General features: G+C 51.2%; 12 protein-coding genes and 1 pseudogene. 8 read left to right on the plus strand and 5 right to left on the minus strand.

The genetic code is table 11. The features are described 5' to 3' along the window. Nucleotides 1-48: 48 nt before the first annotated feature. From DCX48_09620 to pdhR, 3 genes are all read right to left on the minus strand, one after another. Entirely contained in the window at nt 49-1926 is a 1878-nt protein-coding gene (locus tag DCX48_09620) for a pyruvate dehydrogenase complex dihydrolipoyllysine-residue acetyltransferase (protein QXE14735.1), read from the minus strand. A 14-nt stretch (nt 1927-1940) separates the two neighbouring features. After that, entirely contained in the window at nt 1941-4604 is a 2664-nt protein-coding gene (aceE, locus tag DCX48_09625; protein ID QXE14736.1) for a pyruvate dehydrogenase (acetyl-transferring), homodimeric type, read from the minus strand. A 142-nt stretch (nt 4605-4746) separates the two neighbouring features. Next, nucleotides 4747-5511 (minus strand): pyruvate dehydrogenase complex transcriptional repressor PdhR, encoded by a 765-nt coding sequence (gene pdhR / locus DCX48_09630; protein ID QXE14737.1) that lies wholly within the window; start codon nt 5509-5511, stop codon nt 4747-4749. A gap of 671 nt (nt 5512-6182) precedes the next feature. Between pdhR and DCX48_09635 the strand changes: the two genes are divergently transcribed. The 3 genes from DCX48_09635 to DCX48_09645 all read left to right on the plus strand — a co-directional run bounded on the left by DCX48_09635 (nt 6183) and on the right by DCX48_09645 (nt 10099). Then, the gene (locus DCX48_09635) at nt 6183-7541 is read left to right on the plus strand and encodes an amino acid permease (GenBank protein QXE14738.1); all 1359 of its coding nucleotides are present in this window, start codon (nt 6183-6185) and stop codon (nt 7539-7541) included. A gap of 190 nt (nt 7542-7731) precedes the next feature. Next, nucleotides 7732-9165 (plus strand): MFS transporter, encoded by a 1434-nt coding sequence (locus DCX48_09640; GenBank protein ID QXE14739.1) that lies wholly within the window; start codon nt 7732-7734, stop codon nt 9163-9165. Beyond that, nucleotides 9140-10099 (plus strand): alpha-N-arabinofuranosidase, encoded by a 960-nt coding sequence (locus tag DCX48_09645; GenBank protein QXE14740.1) that lies wholly within the window; start codon nt 9140-9142, stop codon nt 10097-10099. Before DCX48_09640 ends, DCX48_09645 begins: the two co-directional genes overlap by 26 nt. A 36-nt stretch (nt 10100-10135) precedes the next feature. On the opposite strand, the gene ampE is transcribed toward DCX48_09645, so the two are convergent. After that, the gene (ampE, locus tag DCX48_09650; protein QXE14741.1) at nt 10136-10990 is read right to left on the minus strand and encodes a beta-lactamase regulator AmpE; all 855 of its coding nucleotides are present in this window, start codon (nt 10988-10990) and stop codon (nt 10136-10138) included. Beyond that, entirely contained in the window at nt 10987-11562 is a 576-nt protein-coding gene (ampD, locus tag DCX48_09655; protein QXE14742.1) for a 1,6-anhydro-N-acetylmuramyl-L-alanine amidase AmpD, read from the minus strand. Before ampD ends, ampE begins: the two co-directional genes overlap by 4 nt. Before the next feature lie 418 nt (nt 11563-11980). Here ampD and DCX48_09660 point away from each other — a divergent pair, with 418 nt between their 5' ends. From DCX48_09660 to hofC, 5 genes and pseudogenes are all read left to right on the plus strand, one after another. Beyond that, nucleotides 11981-12841, plus strand: a complete 861-nt coding sequence (locus tag DCX48_09660; GenBank protein QXE14743.1) for a nucleoside-specific channel-forming protein Tsx — start codon at nt 11981-11983, stop codon at nt 12839-12841. 144 nt (nt 12842-12985) lie between these two features. Next, complete coding sequence (locus tag DCX48_09665; GenBank protein QXE14744.1) at nt 12986-13876, plus strand: carboxylating nicotinate-nucleotide diphosphorylase; 891 nt, start codon at nt 12986-12988, stop codon at nt 13874-13876. Between the two features lie 325 nt (nt 13877-14201). Next, entirely contained in the window at nt 14202-14648 is a 447-nt protein-coding gene (locus tag DCX48_09670; GenBank protein ID QXE14745.1) for a prepilin peptidase-dependent pilin, read from the plus strand. Nucleotides 14649-14650: 2 nt separating this feature from the next. After that, nucleotides 14651-16123, plus strand: a pseudogene (gene gspE, locus DCX48_09675) (type II secretion system protein GspE). After that, nucleotides 16120-17325, plus strand: a complete 1206-nt coding sequence (gene hofC / locus DCX48_09680) for a protein transport protein HofC (GenBank protein QXE14746.1) — start codon at nt 16120-16122, stop codon at nt 17323-17325. The pseudogene gspE and the gene hofC overlap by 4 nt, the downstream one beginning before the upstream one ends. Nucleotides 17326-17400: the final 75 nt, after the last annotated feature.

A 17400-nucleotide genomic window follows, 5' to 3' on the forward strand; every position in this document is an offset into this window, starting at 1 on the left:
AAATAACAGCTTATCAGAAAAAAGCCGGCCGTCAGGCCGGCTTTTCGATTACATCACCAGACGGCGGATGTCAGACAACGTATTGTTAATAATGGTAATGAAGCGAGCACCATCAGCACCGTCAATGACTCGGTGGTCGAAGGAGAGAGACATCGGCATCATCAGACGCGGAGTGAACTCTTTACCATTCCAGACCGGTTCCATCGCGGACTTAGACACACCAAGAATAGCAACTTCCGGCGCATTGACGATCGGCGCAAAGTGCGTAGTCCCGATACCGCCCAGGCTGGAGATAGTGAAGCACCCGCCCTGCATTTCGCCAGCGGTCAGCTTACCGTCACGTGCTTTCTTGGAGATCGCCATCAATTCACGAGACAGTTCGACGATACCTTTCTTGTTCACGTCTTTGAACACTGGAACCACCAGACCATTCGGGGTATCAACTGCTACACCGATGTTGATGTATTTCTTCAGCGTCAGACGTTGAGCATCTTCAGACAGTGAACTGTTGAAACGAGGCATTTGCTCAAGCGCAGCAGCAACGGCTTTCATGATGAAGACAACTGGGGTGATTTTCACATCCAGTCTGCGCTTCTCAGCTTCCACGTTCTGCTGTTTGCGGAACGCTTCCAGATCGGTGATGTCAGTTTTATCGAAGTGCGTAACGTGCGGGATCATCACCCAGTTACGGCTCAGGTTAGCACCAGAGATTTTCTGGATACGGCCCAGTTCCACTTCTTCAACTTCACCAAACTTGCTGAAATCGACTTTCGGCCATGGCAGCATGCCCGGCAGACCGCCGCCAGCGGCAGCAGTTGGCGCAGCTTCAGCTCGTTTCACGGCATCTTTCACGTAAGCCTGAACGTCTTCGCGCAGGATACGGCCTTTACGACCAGAACCCTTCACTTTCGCCAGATTCACGCCGAATTCACGTGCCAGACGACGGATAACCGGCGTCGCGTGAACGTAAGCGTCATTCTCAGCGAACTCGCCCTTGCCTTCCGCTTTCGCTGCCGGTGCAGCAGCAGATTTTGCCGTCGGAGCCGGTGCAGCCGCTTCCTGCTTAGCAGCCGGAGCTGGTGCAGCGCCTTCGACTTCGAAGACCATGATCAGTGAGCCGGTTTTAACTTTATCGCCGGTGCTGATTTTGATTTCTTTAACCGTACCCGCAAACGGCGCAGGGACTTCCATCGAAGCCTTGTCGCCTTCAACGGTGATCAGTGATTGCTCAGCCGCGATTTTATCGCCGACTTTAACCATCACTTCAGTCACTTCAACTTCGTCGCCGCCGATATCTGGTACGTTAACTTCTTTCGCCGCAGAGGCCGCTGGTGCAGCAGCAGGTGCCGCTTCAGTTTTCTCTGCTGAGGCTGCAGGTGCGCTGCCCGCCACTTCGAAGACCATGATCAGAGAACCGGTAGAGACTTTATCGCCATTGCTGATTTTGATCTCTTTAACCGTACCGGCGAAAGGTGCCGGAACTTCCATAGAAGCTTTGTCGCCTTCTACAGTGATCAGAGATTGTTCAGCAGCAACAGTGTCGCCCACTTTAACCAGTACTTCGGTCACTTCAACTTCGTCACCGCCGATATCCGGTACGTTAACTTCTTTCGCCGCGGAGGCCGCAGGTGCAGCAGCCGGAGCGGCTTCTTTCTTCTCTTCTGCCTTAGCAGGTGCAGCGTCAGCTGCACCGTCGGCGGAATCGAAAATCATGATCAGTTTGCCGGTTTCAACTTTGTCACCGACAGAGACTTTAATCTCTTTCACGACACCCGCCTGCGGAGAAGGGACTTCCATAGAAGCCTTATCACCTTCAACCGTGATCAGCGACTGTTCAGCTTCAACTTTGTCGCCAACCTTCACCAGCACTTCGGTGACTTCAACTTCATCTGCACCGATGTCCGGTACGTTGATTTCGATAGCCATGTAATCTTTACCTCTTATGCCAGACGCGGGTTAACTTTATCTGCATCGATGTTGAATTTAGTGATGGCATCTGCAACCACTTTCTTATCGATTTCACCGCGTTTAGCCAGTTCACCCAGAGCCGCAACCACGACGTAAGACGCATCCACTTCGAAGTGGTGACGCAGGTTCTCACGGCTGTCAGAACGACCGAAACCGTCAGTACCCAGTACGCGGTAATCGCTCGCCGGGATGAAGTTACGGATTTGCTCAGCAAACAGCTTCATGTAGTCAGTAGATGCAACCGCTGGCGCATCGCTCAGTACCTGAGCCACGTAAGGTACGCGCGGCGTTTCGGTCGGATGCAGCATGTTCCAACGCTCACAATCCTGGCCTTCACGTGCCAGTTCAGTGAAGGAGGTTACGCTGAATACGTCAGAACCGATGCCGTAGTCTTTCGCCAGAATCTGAGCCGCTTCACGAACGTGACGCAGGATAGAACCAGAGCCCAGCAGCTGAACTTTACCTTTGCTACCCTCAACCGTTTCCAGCTTGTAGATACCCTTACGGATACCTTCTTCCGCACCCTGCGGCATCGCAGGCATGTGGTAGTTTTCGTTCAGCGTGGTGATGTAGTAGTAAATGTTTTCTTGCGCTTCACCGTACATACGGTTCAGACCGTCATGCATGATGACAGCCACTTCATAAGCGTAGGACGGATCGTAAGAAATACAGTTCGGGATAGTCAGAGACTGAATGTGGCTGTGACCATCTTCGTGCTGCAGACCTTCGCCGTTCAGCGTTGTACGACCAGAAGTACCACCGATCAGGAAGCCACGCGCCTGTTGGTCACCCGCTGCCCAGCACAGATCGCCGATACGTTGGAAACCGAACATGGAGTAGTAGATGTAGAACGGGATCATTGGCAGATCGTTGGTGCTGTAAGACGTTGCCGCCGCCAGCCAGGAAGAACCTGCGCCCAGTTCGTTGATCCCTTCTTGCAGGATCTGACCTTTTTCGTCTTCTTTGTAGTAAGCAACCTGCTCACGGTCCTGCGGGGTGTACTGCTGACCGTTCGGGCTGTAAATACCGATCTGACGGAACAGACCTTCCATACCGAAGGTACGCGCTTCATCGGCGATGATTGGAACCAGACGATCTTTGATAGACGGGTTCTTCAGCATCACGTTCAGAGCACGAACGAAAGCGATCGTGGTGGAGATTTCTTTATTCTGCTCTTCCAGCAGCGTGCGGAAATCTTCCAGCGTTGGCAGTTCCAGCTTTTCGCTGAAGTTAGGCTGACGGGTTGGCAGGTAGCCTTCCAGTGCCTGACGACGCTCGTGCAGGTATTTGTACTCTGCAGAATCTTTATCAAAGGTGATGTACGGCAGTTTTTCGATGTTTTCATCGCTAACTGGCACGTTGAAACGATCGCGGAAGTAACGCACGCCTTCCATGTTAATTTTCTTAACCTGGTGAGCGATGTTTTTACCTTCAGCCGCGTCGCCCATACCATAACCTTTAATGGTATGCGCCAGAATAACTGTAGGTTTGCCCTTGGTCGCCTGCGCTTTTTTCAGTGCAGCGTAGACTTTCTTCGGATCGTGACCACCACGGTTCAGTGCCCAAATTTGATCGTCGGTCCAGTCTTTAACCAGTGCAGCCGTCTCCGGATATTTACCGAAGAAGTGCTCACGCACATAGGCACCATTTTTGGATTTGAAAGTCTGGTAGTCACCGTCAACGGTTTCGTTCATCAGTTGGATCAGTTTACCGCTGGTGTCTTTACGCAGCAGTTCGTCCCAACGTCCGCCCCAGATAACCTTGATAACATCCCAGCCAGCACCGCTGAAGATGCCTTCCAGTTCGTTAATGATTTTGCCATTACCGGTAACTGGGCCATCCAGACGTTGCAGGTTACAGTTGATAACGAAGACCAGGTTGTCCAGTTTTTCACGGGTCGCGATGGTGATCGCACCTTTGGATTCTGGTTCATCCATTTCACCGTCGCCCAGGAAGGCATAAACGGTTTGCTTAGAGGTGTCTTTCAGGCCGCGGTGTTCCAGATATTTCAGGAATTTAGCCTGGTAGATCGAGCCAATCGGGCCCAGACCCATAGAAACGGTCGGGAACTGCCAGAATTCCGGCATCAGTTTAGGATGCGGATAAGAAGACAGACCTTTACCGTGAACTTCCTGACGGAAGTTGTTCATCTGATCTTCAGTCAGACGGCCTTCAAGGAAGGCACGAGCGTAAACGCCCGGAGAAATGTGGCCCTGGAAGTAGACCAGGTCGCCGCCGTCCTGCGCATTGCGAGCACGGAAGAAGTGGTTGAAGCACACTTCGTAGAATGTGGCGGAAGACTGGAAAGAAGCCATGTGGCCGCCCAGATCCAGATCTTTTTTCGAGGCACGCGACACAGTCATGATCGCGTTCCAGCGAATCGCTGAGCGAATACGGCTTTCCAGATCCAGATCACCTGGGTATTCCGGTTCGTCTTCCACAGCGATGGTGTTGACGTATTGACGCGCAGCCAGACCAGCAGCAACACTTACGCCGCCTTTACGTGCTTCACTCAAGACCTGATCTATCAGGAACTGAGCGCGCTCAACACCCTCTTCACGGATGACCGATTCGATCGCCTGCAGCCAGTCGCGGGTTTCGATCGGATCCACGTCATTATTTAAACGATCTGACATGGTTATTCCTTATCTTCTTTAATCAGTTAGTTTATTGGAGCCTGTCTTCCTGCATTCTGGCTTAGGTTTCGCCATAAGCAAAACGCATGAAGACAGGCTCATCGTCGTCATTGCCGCATTCAGAGCCCCAAAGTACGGATGCTCAATCCCTGCGTTGCTGGAGCCGACGCAGCGATCTCTCGCGCCGACTATGTTCCCGGTTAAGATCCAGCAATACTTCCTCAATAAACGCCAGATGGCGATGTGATGCTTCGCGCGCCTTTTCTGGCTCACGGGCAACAATAGCCTCAAAAATGCTGGCGCGATGAACGCTCACCTGAGCCAGCACTTCACGGCTCAAATAAAGCAATTCAAAATTCTGCCTCACGTTCTGTTCGAGCATCGGCCCCATACAGCGCACCAAATGCAGCAAAACCACATTATGCGTGGCTTCTGTTACAGCAACCTGATACTGCATAACGGCTTCTGACTCGGCGTCCAGATCGCCCGCTTCCCTCGCCTTCTCAATCACGGCATGACAATCCCGGATACGTTGCAGATCCGACTCTGTGCCACGCAACGCAGCATAGTAGGCAGCAATGCCTTCCAGCGCATGACGCGTTTCCAGAAGATCGAACTGTGATTCGGGATGTGTGCTCAGTAATTCTGCCAGCGGATCGCTGACACTTTGCCATAGATTGGCTTGAACGAAGGTACCACCACCCTGACGGCGCAAAAGGAGACCTTTGGCTTCCAGGCGTTGAATGGCTTCTCTCAGAGAAGGGCGGGAAACATCGAACTGTTTTGCCAGTTCGCGCTCCGGTGGGAGCTTCTCGCCGGGGCGCAAGGTTCCCTCAAGGATCAGAAACTCCAGCTGCTGTTCAATCACATCTGACAGTTTGGGCTGACGGATCTTGCTGTATGCCATAGTGAATTCTTCTCTGCGAATGGCGCGGAGTCAATTGGTAATACCAATTTCAAAAACGTGACGCTAAAGTAACAAAGTATTCACCTTCTGTCCATAAGGACCTTGAGCTAAATCACCAATCCCAACAGATTTTAACAATTGCACGAGAAACATGCGGCAAAGTGATAGCCCGCCTGTGGTATGACCATTAATCCCCCCTGTCTATATTTTAACTTTTTTGAAACGTAAAGCAGGCAATGCTGAACCGTTTAAATGCACAAATAGTGAATTATTATTCAAAAAATAAGACTTTTTATTCTTACAAAGATAGCGGAATTACCAATAGCTCCCTAACAGGGTAAACATCATTCTTACCGCGGGGATAAAGAGATAATAAAAGGGAGTAAGCCCAAAGAGGTATTACCCCTCAAATTCTCCATCGGTTCTCTCATCATTAGGGGTTCAATTAAGGAGGAATAACAATTTTGATGTCACGATAGTTTTTAGTTATCAGACTATAAGAAATCAGTGCAATCTTGCGCACTTACCACTATTCTCTGGCAAACGGTAGATATTTTCTTATTTTAAGAAATACCATTCCGTAAAAATAAAATTACACAAACGTACAGTCACTAATACGTGTGTTCGTTCACACCGTGTTTTTTACTTGCACTGGCAGAGGGTTAAATTTGATGGATAATCAACAAACGGACGGCACGCTAAAGCGTGGTTTAAAAAACCGTCATATTCAGTTGATTGCCTTGGGTGGCGCGGTAGGTACTGGCCTCTTTCTGGGTATTGCGCAAACAATTAAAATGGCTGGGCCATCGGTCCTGTTAGGCTATGCAATTGGCGGCCTGATCGCGTTTCTCATTATGCGCCAACTGGGTGAGATGGTGGTGGAAGAGCCGGTAGCCGGATCGTTCAGCCACTTTGCTTATAAATATTGGGGCGATTTCGCTGGTTTTGCATCTGGATGGAATTACTGGGTGTTGTATGTTCTGGTCGCCATGGCCGAACTCAGCGCCGTAGGGATTTACGTTCAGTACTGGTGGCCAGACATTCCGACTTGGGTGTCCGCCGCCGTCTTCTTCCTGCTGATTAACGCCATCAATCTGGCGAACGTCAAAGTCTACGGTGAGATGGAGTTCTGGTTTGCCATCATCAAAGTCGCAGCGATTATTGGCATGATCGCCTTTGGTGGCTGGCTGCTAATCAGTGGTACAGGCGGGCCGGAAGCAACCGTAACCAATCTGTGGGCGCAGGGCGGATTCTTCCCCAATGGCGGGCTAGGTCTGGTTATGGCAATGGCCGTTATCATGTTCTCATTTGGTGGCCTCGAACTGGTCGGGATTACCGCAGCAGAAGCGGATGACCCAGAGAAAAGCATTCCGCGCGCCACCAATCAAGTTATCTACCGTATTCTGATTTTCTACATCGGTTCACTCGCTATCCTGCTGTCACTTTACCCATGGGGCAAAGTGGTGGAAGGCGGTAGTCCGTTCGTCATGATCTTCCATGAGCTGAACAGCAACGTCGTGGCGACAATACTGAACGTCGTGGTACTGACCGCAGCGCTATCGGTGTACAACAGCTGTGTTTATTGCAACAGCCGCATGCTGTTCGGGCTGGCGAAACAGGGGAATGGACCGAAAGTACTGGAAACCATCGATAGCCGTGGCGTTCCCGTTGTTGCTATCGGTATCTCTGCGCTGGCGACGGCGCTCTGTGTACTGATCAACTACCTTATTCCCGGCAAAGCGTTCGAGCTATTAATGGCACTGGTTGTGTCTGCTCTCGTGATTAACTGGGCGATGATCAGCTTAGCGCACCTGAAATTCCGTGCGCAGAAGGATAAAGAAGGCACAGTGACCAAGTTTAAAGCGCTGCTTTATCCGCTGGGTAACTACATTTGCCTGCTGTTCCTGGCGGGTATACTGGTCATCATGTTCCTGACGCCGGGCATTCAGATTTCCGTCATGCTGATTCCAGTCTGGCTGATTATTCTGGGCGTGGGCTACTTCATCAAAAAGAAAAATCAGGCGAAGTAAGCCTCAGCGTTCATACCCTATCCCATTCTTTTCCATGGCCGACTCTGTCGGCCATTTTCATATTTGCTATATCCATCACACTTTGCCCCACCCGACCCATTTGTCCATTTTTGCAACCGATTTCATACGCTCTTTTATCCCTAGCGAAGGGAATAATCGTGTTTACACGTTAAGCACAGGAGTCGTATTCATGAAGAACAACGCACTGTCAGTTAAAGAAAAGATCGGCTACGGAATGGGTGACGCAGGATGCAACATGATTGGCGGAGCCATCATGCTATTTCTGAGCTATTTCTACACGGATATCTATGGGCTATCGCCCGCCTTGGTCGGCACCCTGCTACTCTCCATCCGCGTTATCGATGCCGTCACGGATCCGATTATGGGCGCGATCGCCGATCGAACCCAAAGTCGATGGGGTCGCTTTCGGCCTTACCTGCTTTGGGTTTGCGTACCCTACGTTCTGTTCAGCGTACTCATGTTTACCACACCGGACTGGAGCTACAACGGCAAAGTCATCTATGCCTTCGTCACCTATTTCCTGATGTCGCTGACCTACACCGCGATCAACATCCCTTACTGCTCGCTGGGTGGCGTGATCACCGCGGACCCGCATGAGCGGGTTTCCTGTCAATCATACCGCTTCATTATGGTCGGTATCGCCACGCTCATTCTCTCCTCAACGTTACTGCCAATGGTCGAGTGGTTCGGCGGTGAGGACAAAGCACGCGGCTACCAAATGTCGATGGGCGTAATGGCGATTATTGCCTTATTCATGTTTCTGTTTTGCTTTGCCACGGTTCAGGAACGGATCAAACCTGCCATCCCTACCAATGATGCACTGAAAGCGGATCTGAGAGACGTCTGGAAAAACGACCAATGGCCGCGGATCCTGCTGTTAACCTTGTGCAACGTCTGCCCCGGATTTATTCGCATGGCGGCCACGATGTACTACGTCACCTGGGTGATGGAAAAATCAGTCTCATTCGCCAGCCTGTTTATCAGTCTCGGCGTAGTCGGCATGATGTTCGGCAGCGCGTTAGCAAAGCCGCTTACCGACCGTTTCTGCAAGCTGAAAGTGTTTTTCTGGGTCAACATCGCACTGGCGATCTTTTCCAGCGCCTTCTATTTCTTCAACCCTCATCTCACCAGTTTTATTCTGGTGATGTACTTCCTGCTGAATATCCTGCATCAGATCCCTTCACCGCTCCACTGGTCTCTGATGGCTGATGTGGATGACTATGGCGAGTGGAAAACGGGCAAGCGCATCACGGGGATTAGTTTCTCAGGCAATCTGTTCTTCCTGAAAGTCGGGCTGGCGATTGCGGGGGCCATGGTGGGCTTCCTACTGTCCTACTATGGCTATGATGCCAATGCCAAACAGCAAAATGCAGAGGCAATGAATGGCATCATTATGTTGTTCACCATCATTCCCGGCGTAGGTTATTTGATCACCGCAGGCATTGTGCGTTTACTGAAAGTCGATCGCCAGCTCATGCAACAAATACAAATTGATCTGGAAAAGCGCCGTAATAACTATCGAGAACTGAGCGATAGCCACGGCGGTCCGGCACTCAACGTAAAAACAGGAGGAAAGAATGATGAACCCACATCAATGGCCTAACCCACTGATTGAGCAACGGGCAGACCCTTTTATTCTTCGTCATACAGATGGTCAGTACTATTTTATTGCCTCAGTCCCCGAATACAATCGGCTCGAAATTCGTCGGGCCAGCTCGCTGGAAGCACTTCCCCACGCTACCCCGGTGACGATCTGGCGCAAGCATGAACACGGCCCCTTAAGCGCACTGATTTGGGCACCGGAACTGCATGTAATTGATGGCAAATGGTATATCTATTTCGCCGCAGCACCGACGGAGGAAATCAAGGAGGGGTTATTCCAGCACCGCATGTTTGTATTGGAATGTGCAGACAGCGATCCACTTACAGGCCACTGGGTTGAAAAAGGCCGGATTTACACGCAATTCGATACCTTCTCACTGGATGCCACGCACTTTGAACATCGTGGAAAGCGCTACTATCTGTGGGCGCAAAAAGATCCCGCCATTGCGGGCAACTCGAATCTGTATCTGGCGGAAATGGAAAACCCGTGGACGCTGAAAGGCACGCCCGTCATGTTGAGCAAACCGGAACTGCCGTGGGAAGTGATAGGTTTTAAAGTCAACGAAGGCCCCGCCGTCATTAAGCACGGCGAACGCCTCTTTATCACCTATTCAGCCAGTGCCACCGATGAAAATTACTGTATCGGCTTACTGTGGGCGAATGCGGATAGCGATCTGTTGAACCCGACAAGCTGGCATAAATCGCAGCAGCCGGTCTTTACCACCAGTTGGGAAAACCGGCAATTTGGGCCGGGGCATAATAGCTTTACCCAAACAGAAACGGGCGAGGATGTGCTGGTTTACCATGCCCGCAATTACACAGAGATCGAAGGCGATCCGCTGTATGACCCGAACCGCCACACCCGGATTAAAACATTCAGCTGGGATCGTAACGGCATGCCGGCGTTCGGTGAACCTCCCGCAGACAGGCAATAAACGAGAAACGGGTGCGTTGGAGCGTATGTTGGGAAATCAGACCAGCGCACCGTATATCGTCAGGAGTGCGACCACGACCACCAGCGCCAACGTCACCTTTTTCGCCAGCGTTACAGCAGCTTTGGGCGTTTCTACAGGCTCAATGTGGGATTCACGCGCCAGAGAAAATTGAGCCAACTGAGTTAACACCCAGTATTGCGAGCTGCGGGCATCCCCCAGCGATGCGAACCAAGCTGGCAGCGCTTTTTCGCCGTGGCCCAGCAAAGCGTAAGCAGCACCAGCCAAACGAGCGGGAATCCAGTCAAGCCAATGCAGCAAACTATCAACACCGGACTGTGCGCGTTCCAGCGGCGTGTGGTGCCGTGCCAGCCAACTCTGTCTGGCACGTAAAAATGCGTATCCCATCAGCGTAATCGGCCCGTAAGGCCCAGCTACGACGAACCAGAATAGCGGGGCTAAATAGAACCGGAAGTTTATCCACAGCAATGCATTTTGCAGTTCTTTCAATTGCTCACTTTCGCTCGTGCCCACTGGCAGACCGTGAATCAACGCCAGTTCAGCCGCCATTTCACGGCTGGCGTCCGACTCGCCGCGCTGCGCCGCCTGCAAATAACGCCGATAGTGCTGACGAATTTCACCCGCGCCAATGCACATTAGGCTGATGACGATCCACAGCAAAAGAGAAATCAAGCCAAACAGAATACCGCTCGTTAGCCACAGCAGAGCAGCCACCACGCCCATACTACACAGCGTCAGGAACAGCGTTTGAAATAAAGACGGAGGCGAAACATGCCGAAATATCACCTCAAGCCGGTGATCGATCTGCCAGTGCTCTCCCTGTTTGAACAACCGTTCCCATGCCAGCGTAAGCAACAGTGTAAACAGCGTCATTGGTCTAGGCTCCCTTTGTTCTCTGTCCAGTTTTCTTGTAGCAAACGATGATAGCCGTCCCAGTCAAATGCAGGGCCGGGGTCGGTTTTACGGCCTGGAGCGATATCGCTATGCCCGGTAATTCGCGACGGCGTGATGGGATAATCCCGCATTAATAGGTGCGTAATCGCAGCCAAAGCGTGATATTGCTCCGTGGTAAAAGGCAGCGTATCTGTGCCTTCCAGCTCGATACCAATAGAGAAATCATTGCAGCGTTCACGTCCTTCAAACACCGAGACACCAGCATGCCAAGCACGCTCATCGAAAGACACATACTGTGTGGTTTGTCCGTCGCGGCGGATCAGGCAGTGGGCTGCTACGCGTAAATGGGAAATATCGGCGAAATAGGGATGCGCCGTAGGATCCAAGGTAGCGGTAAACAGTTGATCAATATACGGGCCACCAAACTCACCGGGCGGCAGACTGATATTGTGAATCACCAGTAAGGAAGGCACCTCATTATTTGGGCGACCATCATAATGCGGCGAAGGCGTGTGTGTAATGTCGGATAACCAGCCATTTTCCAAAAGCATCGGCGATAACCTCGCATCGTATCGTTAGCCGGCTGAATCAGGCGAAAAATCTATTTCAGGAGTAAAACAATTGGAGCCAAAAGTCCTTGTATCAAAGATACCATGTTTCACACCATCCTATCTATCCAACTGGATATCAATAGGTTTTACCGTTCGTTTTGTGATATTCCCGTCGCCTTTCTGCCTATACTTAATACCGATGCCCTTTTTATCAAAGTAAAATCCCCAACACCATTATGTGATTAAAATCACATAACAAATGTAATAGCGCAATAAAAGGCAACCGTTTTCGTGCATTGCGTCTATTTTTACTTAGAATGCATGACAAAATTATCTTCTGATTTTTTTAGATATTACCAAAACTTATTTTTCGGTCTTACGCACGACATAAATAACGTCTAACACTATGGTACTTAACATGAAAAAAACTTTCGCCGCAGGTGCCTTGCTCGCACTGTCATGCTCAATGCCAGCCCTTGCTGACGACAATAAAGCCGAATACCTGTCCGACTGGTGGCATCAGAGCATTAACGTCGTCGGCAGCGCCCACACGCGCTTCGGACCGCAGTTGAGCAGCACGACCTACCTGGAATACGAAGCATTTGCGCGTAAAGACTGGTTCGATTTCTACGGCTACGCCGATGTGCCTAAATTTTTCGGTGGTGATCCCGACAGCCGCGGCATTTGGGACAAAGGCTCTCCGCTGTTTGTCGAGATCGAACCGCGCTTCTCTATTGATAAACTGACGGGAGCTGACCTCAGCTTTGGTCCGTTTAAAGAATGGTACATCGCCAATAACGTTATCTACGATCAGGGCCGCAATAGTGGTTCACGCCAGAGCACCTGGTACATGGGCTTAGGCACCGATATTGATACCGGCACCGATCTGTCTCTCTCATTGAACGGTTATGCCAAATACCAATGGCAGAACTACGGCGCAGCGAACGAAAATGAGTGGGATGGCTACCGCGTAAAAGTGAAATACTCTTACCCGCTGGGCTCTCTGATGGGCGGTAACGTCTCTTATATCAGCTTCACCAATTTCGATTTCGGTTCAGAACTGCGTGATAAATCGAATTCAAGCCGCACTAACAACTCCATTGCCTCCAGCCATATTTTGGCGCTGGGCTACGACCACTGGCACTACTCTTTCGTCGCACGTTATTTCCACAATGGCGGCCAATGGGCTGATGGCGCAGAACTCAATTTCGGCAAAGGCCCGTTTGAAGTGAAATCTACCGGCTGGGGCTACTACCTGGTCGTCGGTTACAACTTCTAAAATCATGTTTTCTTTCCGGCGAATGCACATGTTCGTCGGAAGGTTAATAACAGTAACAGTCTGAATTATAATAATTATTCATTCTGGATGTCCGGATATAAACAAGGTAGCATAGACCTCCGAATCCCCCTTCGGAGTTTTGCCATGTCAACGCGTCGCTACAGTCAGGAACAACGCCAAAAAACCTTGCTTGCTCGTATTGCACAAGATATCCCTACCAGCGTGCAACTGGCCTTACGTGAAGATTTAGGTGGCATCGTCGATGCTAACCAAGACATTACCGCGCTTCTGCTACCCGATAACGAGATCGTCAGCGCACGCATTATCACGCGTGAAGCGGGTATATTCTGCGGTACGCGCTGGCTTGAGGAAGTCTTTTCTCAATTGGGCAACACGACAACGATCGTCTGGCACGTCGCCGATGGCGAAACCATCACCCCCAACCAAACGCTGTGTGACATCACAGGGCCAGCCAAACAGCTTCTGACGGGCGAACGCACGGCGCTAAATTTCCTGCAAACGCTATCCGGCGTCGCAACCGAAACCAGCCGCTATGTTGCAGTACTACAAGGAACACGCACCCGGCTGCTAGATACGCGCAAGACGCTACCGGGGCTGCGAACTGCACTGAAATACGCCGTATCATGCGGCGGCGGAGACAACCATCGGCTTGGTTTATCCGATGCCTTCCTGATCAAGGAAAACCATATCATCGCCGCGGGCTCAATCAAAAATGCGGTAGAAAAAGCACAGTCTTTACGCGGCGATGTTCCGGTAGAAGTTGAAGTCGAGTCGCTGGATGAATTACAGCAGGCGCTAGAAGCGGGTGCAGATATCATCATGTTGGATAATTTTAGTCTGGATAACATCCGGGAAGCCGTGAGCTTAACGCAAGGCCATGCGCTGCTGGAGATATCCGGCAATGTCACCCTAGACACGCTGCGTGGCTATGCGGAAACCGGCGTGGACTATATCTCAGTGGGGGCGTTAACCAAGCACGTGCAGGCAATGGACTTATCCATGCGCTTTATCTAATCGCTTCCCTATTTCTACCGACGAGGTGCCATTCCGCACCTCGTTCGCATTTCTTCATCTCATCCTCCCCATAACATCGTAACAATACGGACTTTCTGTCCCACACGGACGTTCGGTCTTGATAATGTGAATAATGCGTACCTGCCTGCAAAAATTTTTTAATTCTCTGCAAATGCCTAAAAACATGTCGTAGCGCTTTCCTGTTTTCATTTTTCCCGCTCGTCAGCCTTCACTCCCTTTTCTATGCTGCCAGCCATTCATATGGATTTATGCATCGCCATATTTGTGCGCCACAAAATTTATATTCAACAACAGGGAAATCAACATGACAAAACAACAGGGATTCACACTGATTGAGCTGATGATCGTCATTGCGATCATCGCCATCCTCAGCGCTATTGGCGTCCCCGCCTATCAAGGCTATCTGCAAAAAGCGGCACTGACGGACATGCTACAAACGATGGTGTCTTATAAAACGCCAGTCGATCTCTGCGGTCTGGAAAATGCCGCATTTACCGCCTGCAACGCAGGTAATCAGAGTATTCCGGGCAGTAAATCTTCACGCTACGTCAGCGCCGTTAGCGTCGCCCAAGGGGTAATTACATTGACAGGGCAAGCCACTCTGCAAGGCCTGCGTGTTGTTCTGACGCCAGTGTGGGATGCCGAAACGGGCGCTTCACGCTGGACGAAAAACTGTGCCACGGATGACAACGCAGAGAGCCTGCAATCCGCCTGTCAGGACGTTTTCCGTTTCGATAATACGGCGGGTTAATTATGACGGATTCTTCCTTCTCCTCCGAGCATACGCTCAGCGAGTTACAAACACTGTGCCGACGTTATCAGGCATTGCTGCTTAACCTCGATGAACAAACGCTGTCGGTCGCCGTCACGACGTCCCCTTCTGCGGAGATGATTGCCGCGCTGCGTTTCGCCAGCAATCGCCGAATTATGGTGGAACAATGGCCACAGGCCAGAATGGAACAACAGCTTAATCCGGTGAATGCCGTTGCCGAGCCAGCAGAGACTTACCATGCCAGCACCGATCGCTCCAGCACTGGGCAACAGGATCAGGATGACGCCTCCCCCGTCGCGCAATTTATCCATCAAACGCTGCGCCTCGCCGTTCAGCGCCGCGCCTCTGATATCCACTTTGAGCCGCTGTCAGACAGCTATCGTGTGCGGCTACGGATTGACGGTGTGTTGCAGTCAATATCCGCGCCCCCTCCCGAGCTGACAAACCGAATTACCGCGCGGCTGAAAATCATGGGCAAGTTGAATATTGCCGAAAGGCGATTACCGCAAGACGGTCAATTCAGCCTGATGCTGGATCAACAGCCCTACTCGTTACGCATCGCTACCCTCCCCGTGCAGCAAGGAGAAAAAGTCGTACTGCGTATTTTGCAGACGCACCAGCAAGAGTTGGCGCTGGATAAGCTCGGGCTCACCGCAAAGGCATTACAGCAGGTTATTAGCGTGCTGAGCGCCGCACAGGGGATGATGCTCGTCACTGGCCCAACAGGCAGTGGAAAAACGGTGACACTTTACAGTGCGATACGCTGGCTGAACGATAGCAGCCGCAATATCTGTAGCGTATAAGATCCGGTCGAAATCCCCTTACAGGGAATCAACCAAACAGCCATCAATCCTAAAGCCGAGCTGGGATTTGGCCGAATCTTACGTGCGCTGCTGCGACAGGATCCGGACGTCATTATGATTGGTGAAATTCGCGATACCGAAACCGCAGAAATTGCGGTAAAGGCCGCACAAACTGGCCATCTGGTCATGTCCACGTTACATACCAATTCTGCCGTAGAAACCCTGACTCGCCTCAGTCATCTGGGTATCCCCGGCTATCTGTTAGCCGCAGCACTAAAGCTCATCGTCGCACAGCGTCTTGTACGTCGATTATGCCCGCACTGTAAAACCCAGGGAGAACCACTACTCTCACTGCCAAACGACGTATGGCGAGGGCCATTACACCATTGGCAAGCTCACGGCTGTAGCCACTGTTTCTCTGGCTACTATGGCCGTGTCGCGCTCTATGAATTACTGCCCATCACGCCGGATTTTCAGGCAGCGTTAGCGGGCAACGCCAGCGTAGGGGAATTATCCGTTCTGTCACGTAACTCAGGTTTCCCAACGTTGCTGGCTGCAGGGCTGGAGCTGGTTAACGACGGTATGACCTCGCTTGCTGAAGTCTATCGAGTTGTTGGTGATGAGTGGTCGATGAATCAGGAGGCGCAATGAAGCTAGAACGCTTATATCACTGGCAGGCAATCACGTCCGAGGGAGAATTTGCCGAAGGTGAGCTCATCAGCACACGCCGCCAGCACGTCTATGCTAGCCTGATTGCACAAGGCTACCAGCCTCTTCTCGTAAAAGTCGGTCATTATCTATCGCTCCGCTACTGGAAGCGCGAACAACTCGGCGAATTAATCAAACAGCTTGCAGCACTGCTACAAGCAGGGCTGCCGCTATTAGATGCATTAAAACTGGTGTCGGAACAGCATGATCGCCCCGGCTGGCGCTGCGTATTACGAGACGTTCGCACCCATGTTGCTCAGGGAAGTTCGCTATCCGAAGCATTGCTCTACTATCCCCACATCTTTCCCGTTCTGTATCGCTCCTTTATTGCCGTCGGCGAATTAACAGGGAAACTAGACACATGCTGCCTACAGTTAGCACAACAGCAAGAAAAACAATCCAGACTGCAACAGAAAGTCATCAAGGCGCTGCGCTATCCCTGTTTTGTTTTAACAATCGCAATAGTGGTCAGTATGATGATGTTGATTCTGGTTTTACCCGAATTCGCGACGCTCTATTCCTCGTTCAACGCGCCATTACCGTGGTTTACCCGACAGTTGCTTCATCTGGCAGAGGTAATCTCTGGTTACGGATTCATTGGGTTGCTGGTACTAAGTTTTCTGATGCTAGGGTACGCCCAATTGAGGGAGAAAAGGCCATTATGGAAAATCAGGGAACAAGAATGGCTGCTGAAGCTTCCCGTGGTATCCAGTCTGCTACGCGGTAAATCGCTGAACCAGATATTTACTATCCTGGCTATGACGCAACATGCTGGTTTGACGCTTCCTGAAGGGCTGGATGCCGCCGCGACGATCCGTCACCCGCTTTATCAAGCCGCGATTCAACAGATACAGGCGCAGTTGCATCAGGGCACGTCGCTATACGATGCCACACAGCATCACGCCGCGCTGTTTCCCGCACCTTGTCCGCAATTGATTCGCGTTGGGGAAGAAACCGGTGCGCTGGATGCGATCTTTACACAGCTGGCAGAATGGCACGAGGGGCGCGTACAACAGCAGGCGGACATGTTGACACAAACGCTAGAGCCGTTACTGATGATGGTCGTCGGGGGAATGGTCGGGGCGCTAGTGATTGGCATGTATTTACCTATCTTCCAACTGGGGAATGTATTGGCCGGAGCCTGAACCGACCAATACAACACGACACGTCTACAAATCAGATCGCACCACCACCGTTAACAGCGAAAAGATCGCGCATAA

Origin of the sequence: Pectobacterium atrosepticum, assembly GCA_019056595.1 — a bacterium.
In the GTDB taxonomy this organism is placed as follows: Bacteria; Pseudomonadota; Gammaproteobacteria; order Enterobacterales; family Enterobacteriaceae; genus Pectobacterium; species Pectobacterium atrosepticum.

What these genes read in the sequence shown, in the direction of transcription:
- DCX48_09665 (QXE14744.1), top strand. Translation starts at nt 12,986, where the DNA reads ATGTCAACGCGTCGCTACAGTCAGGAACAACGCCAAAAAACCTTGCTT.
- hofC (QXE14746.1), top strand. Translation starts at nt 16,120, where the DNA reads ATGAAGCTAGAACGCTTATATCACTGGCAGGCAATCACGTCCGAGGGA.
- DCX48_09620 (QXE14735.1), bottom strand. Translation starts at nt 1,926, where the DNA reads ATGGCTATCGAAATCAACGTACCGGACATCGGTGCAGATGAAGTTGAA.
- ampD (QXE14742.1), bottom strand. Translation starts at nt 11,562, where the DNA reads ATGCTTTTGGAAAATGGCTGGTTATCCGACATTACACACACGCCTTCG.
- DCX48_09670 (QXE14745.1), top strand. Translation starts at nt 14,202, where the DNA reads ATGACAAAACAACAGGGATTCACACTGATTGAGCTGATGATCGTCATT.
- DCX48_09635 (QXE14738.1), top strand. Translation starts at nt 6,183, where the DNA reads ATGGATAATCAACAAACGGACGGCACGCTAAAGCGTGGTTTAAAAAAC.
- DCX48_09660 (QXE14743.1), top strand. Translation starts at nt 11,981, where the DNA reads ATGAAAAAAACTTTCGCCGCAGGTGCCTTGCTCGCACTGTCATGCTCA.
- DCX48_09640 (QXE14739.1), top strand. Translation starts at nt 7,732, where the DNA reads ATGAAGAACAACGCACTGTCAGTTAAAGAAAAGATCGGCTACGGAATG.
- aceE (QXE14736.1), bottom strand. Translation starts at nt 4,604, where the DNA reads ATGTCAGATCGTTTAAATAATGACGTGGATCCGATCGAAACCCGCGAC.
- ampE (QXE14741.1), bottom strand. Translation starts at nt 10,990, where the DNA reads ATGACGCTGTTTACACTGTTGCTTACGCTGGCATGGGAACGGTTGTTC.
- pdhR (QXE14737.1), bottom strand. Translation starts at nt 5,511, where the DNA reads ATGGCATACAGCAAGATCCGTCAGCCCAAACTGTCAGATGTGATTGAA.
- DCX48_09645 (QXE14740.1), top strand. Translation starts at nt 9,140, where the DNA reads ATGATGAACCCACATCAATGGCCTAACCCACTGATTGAGCAACGGGCA.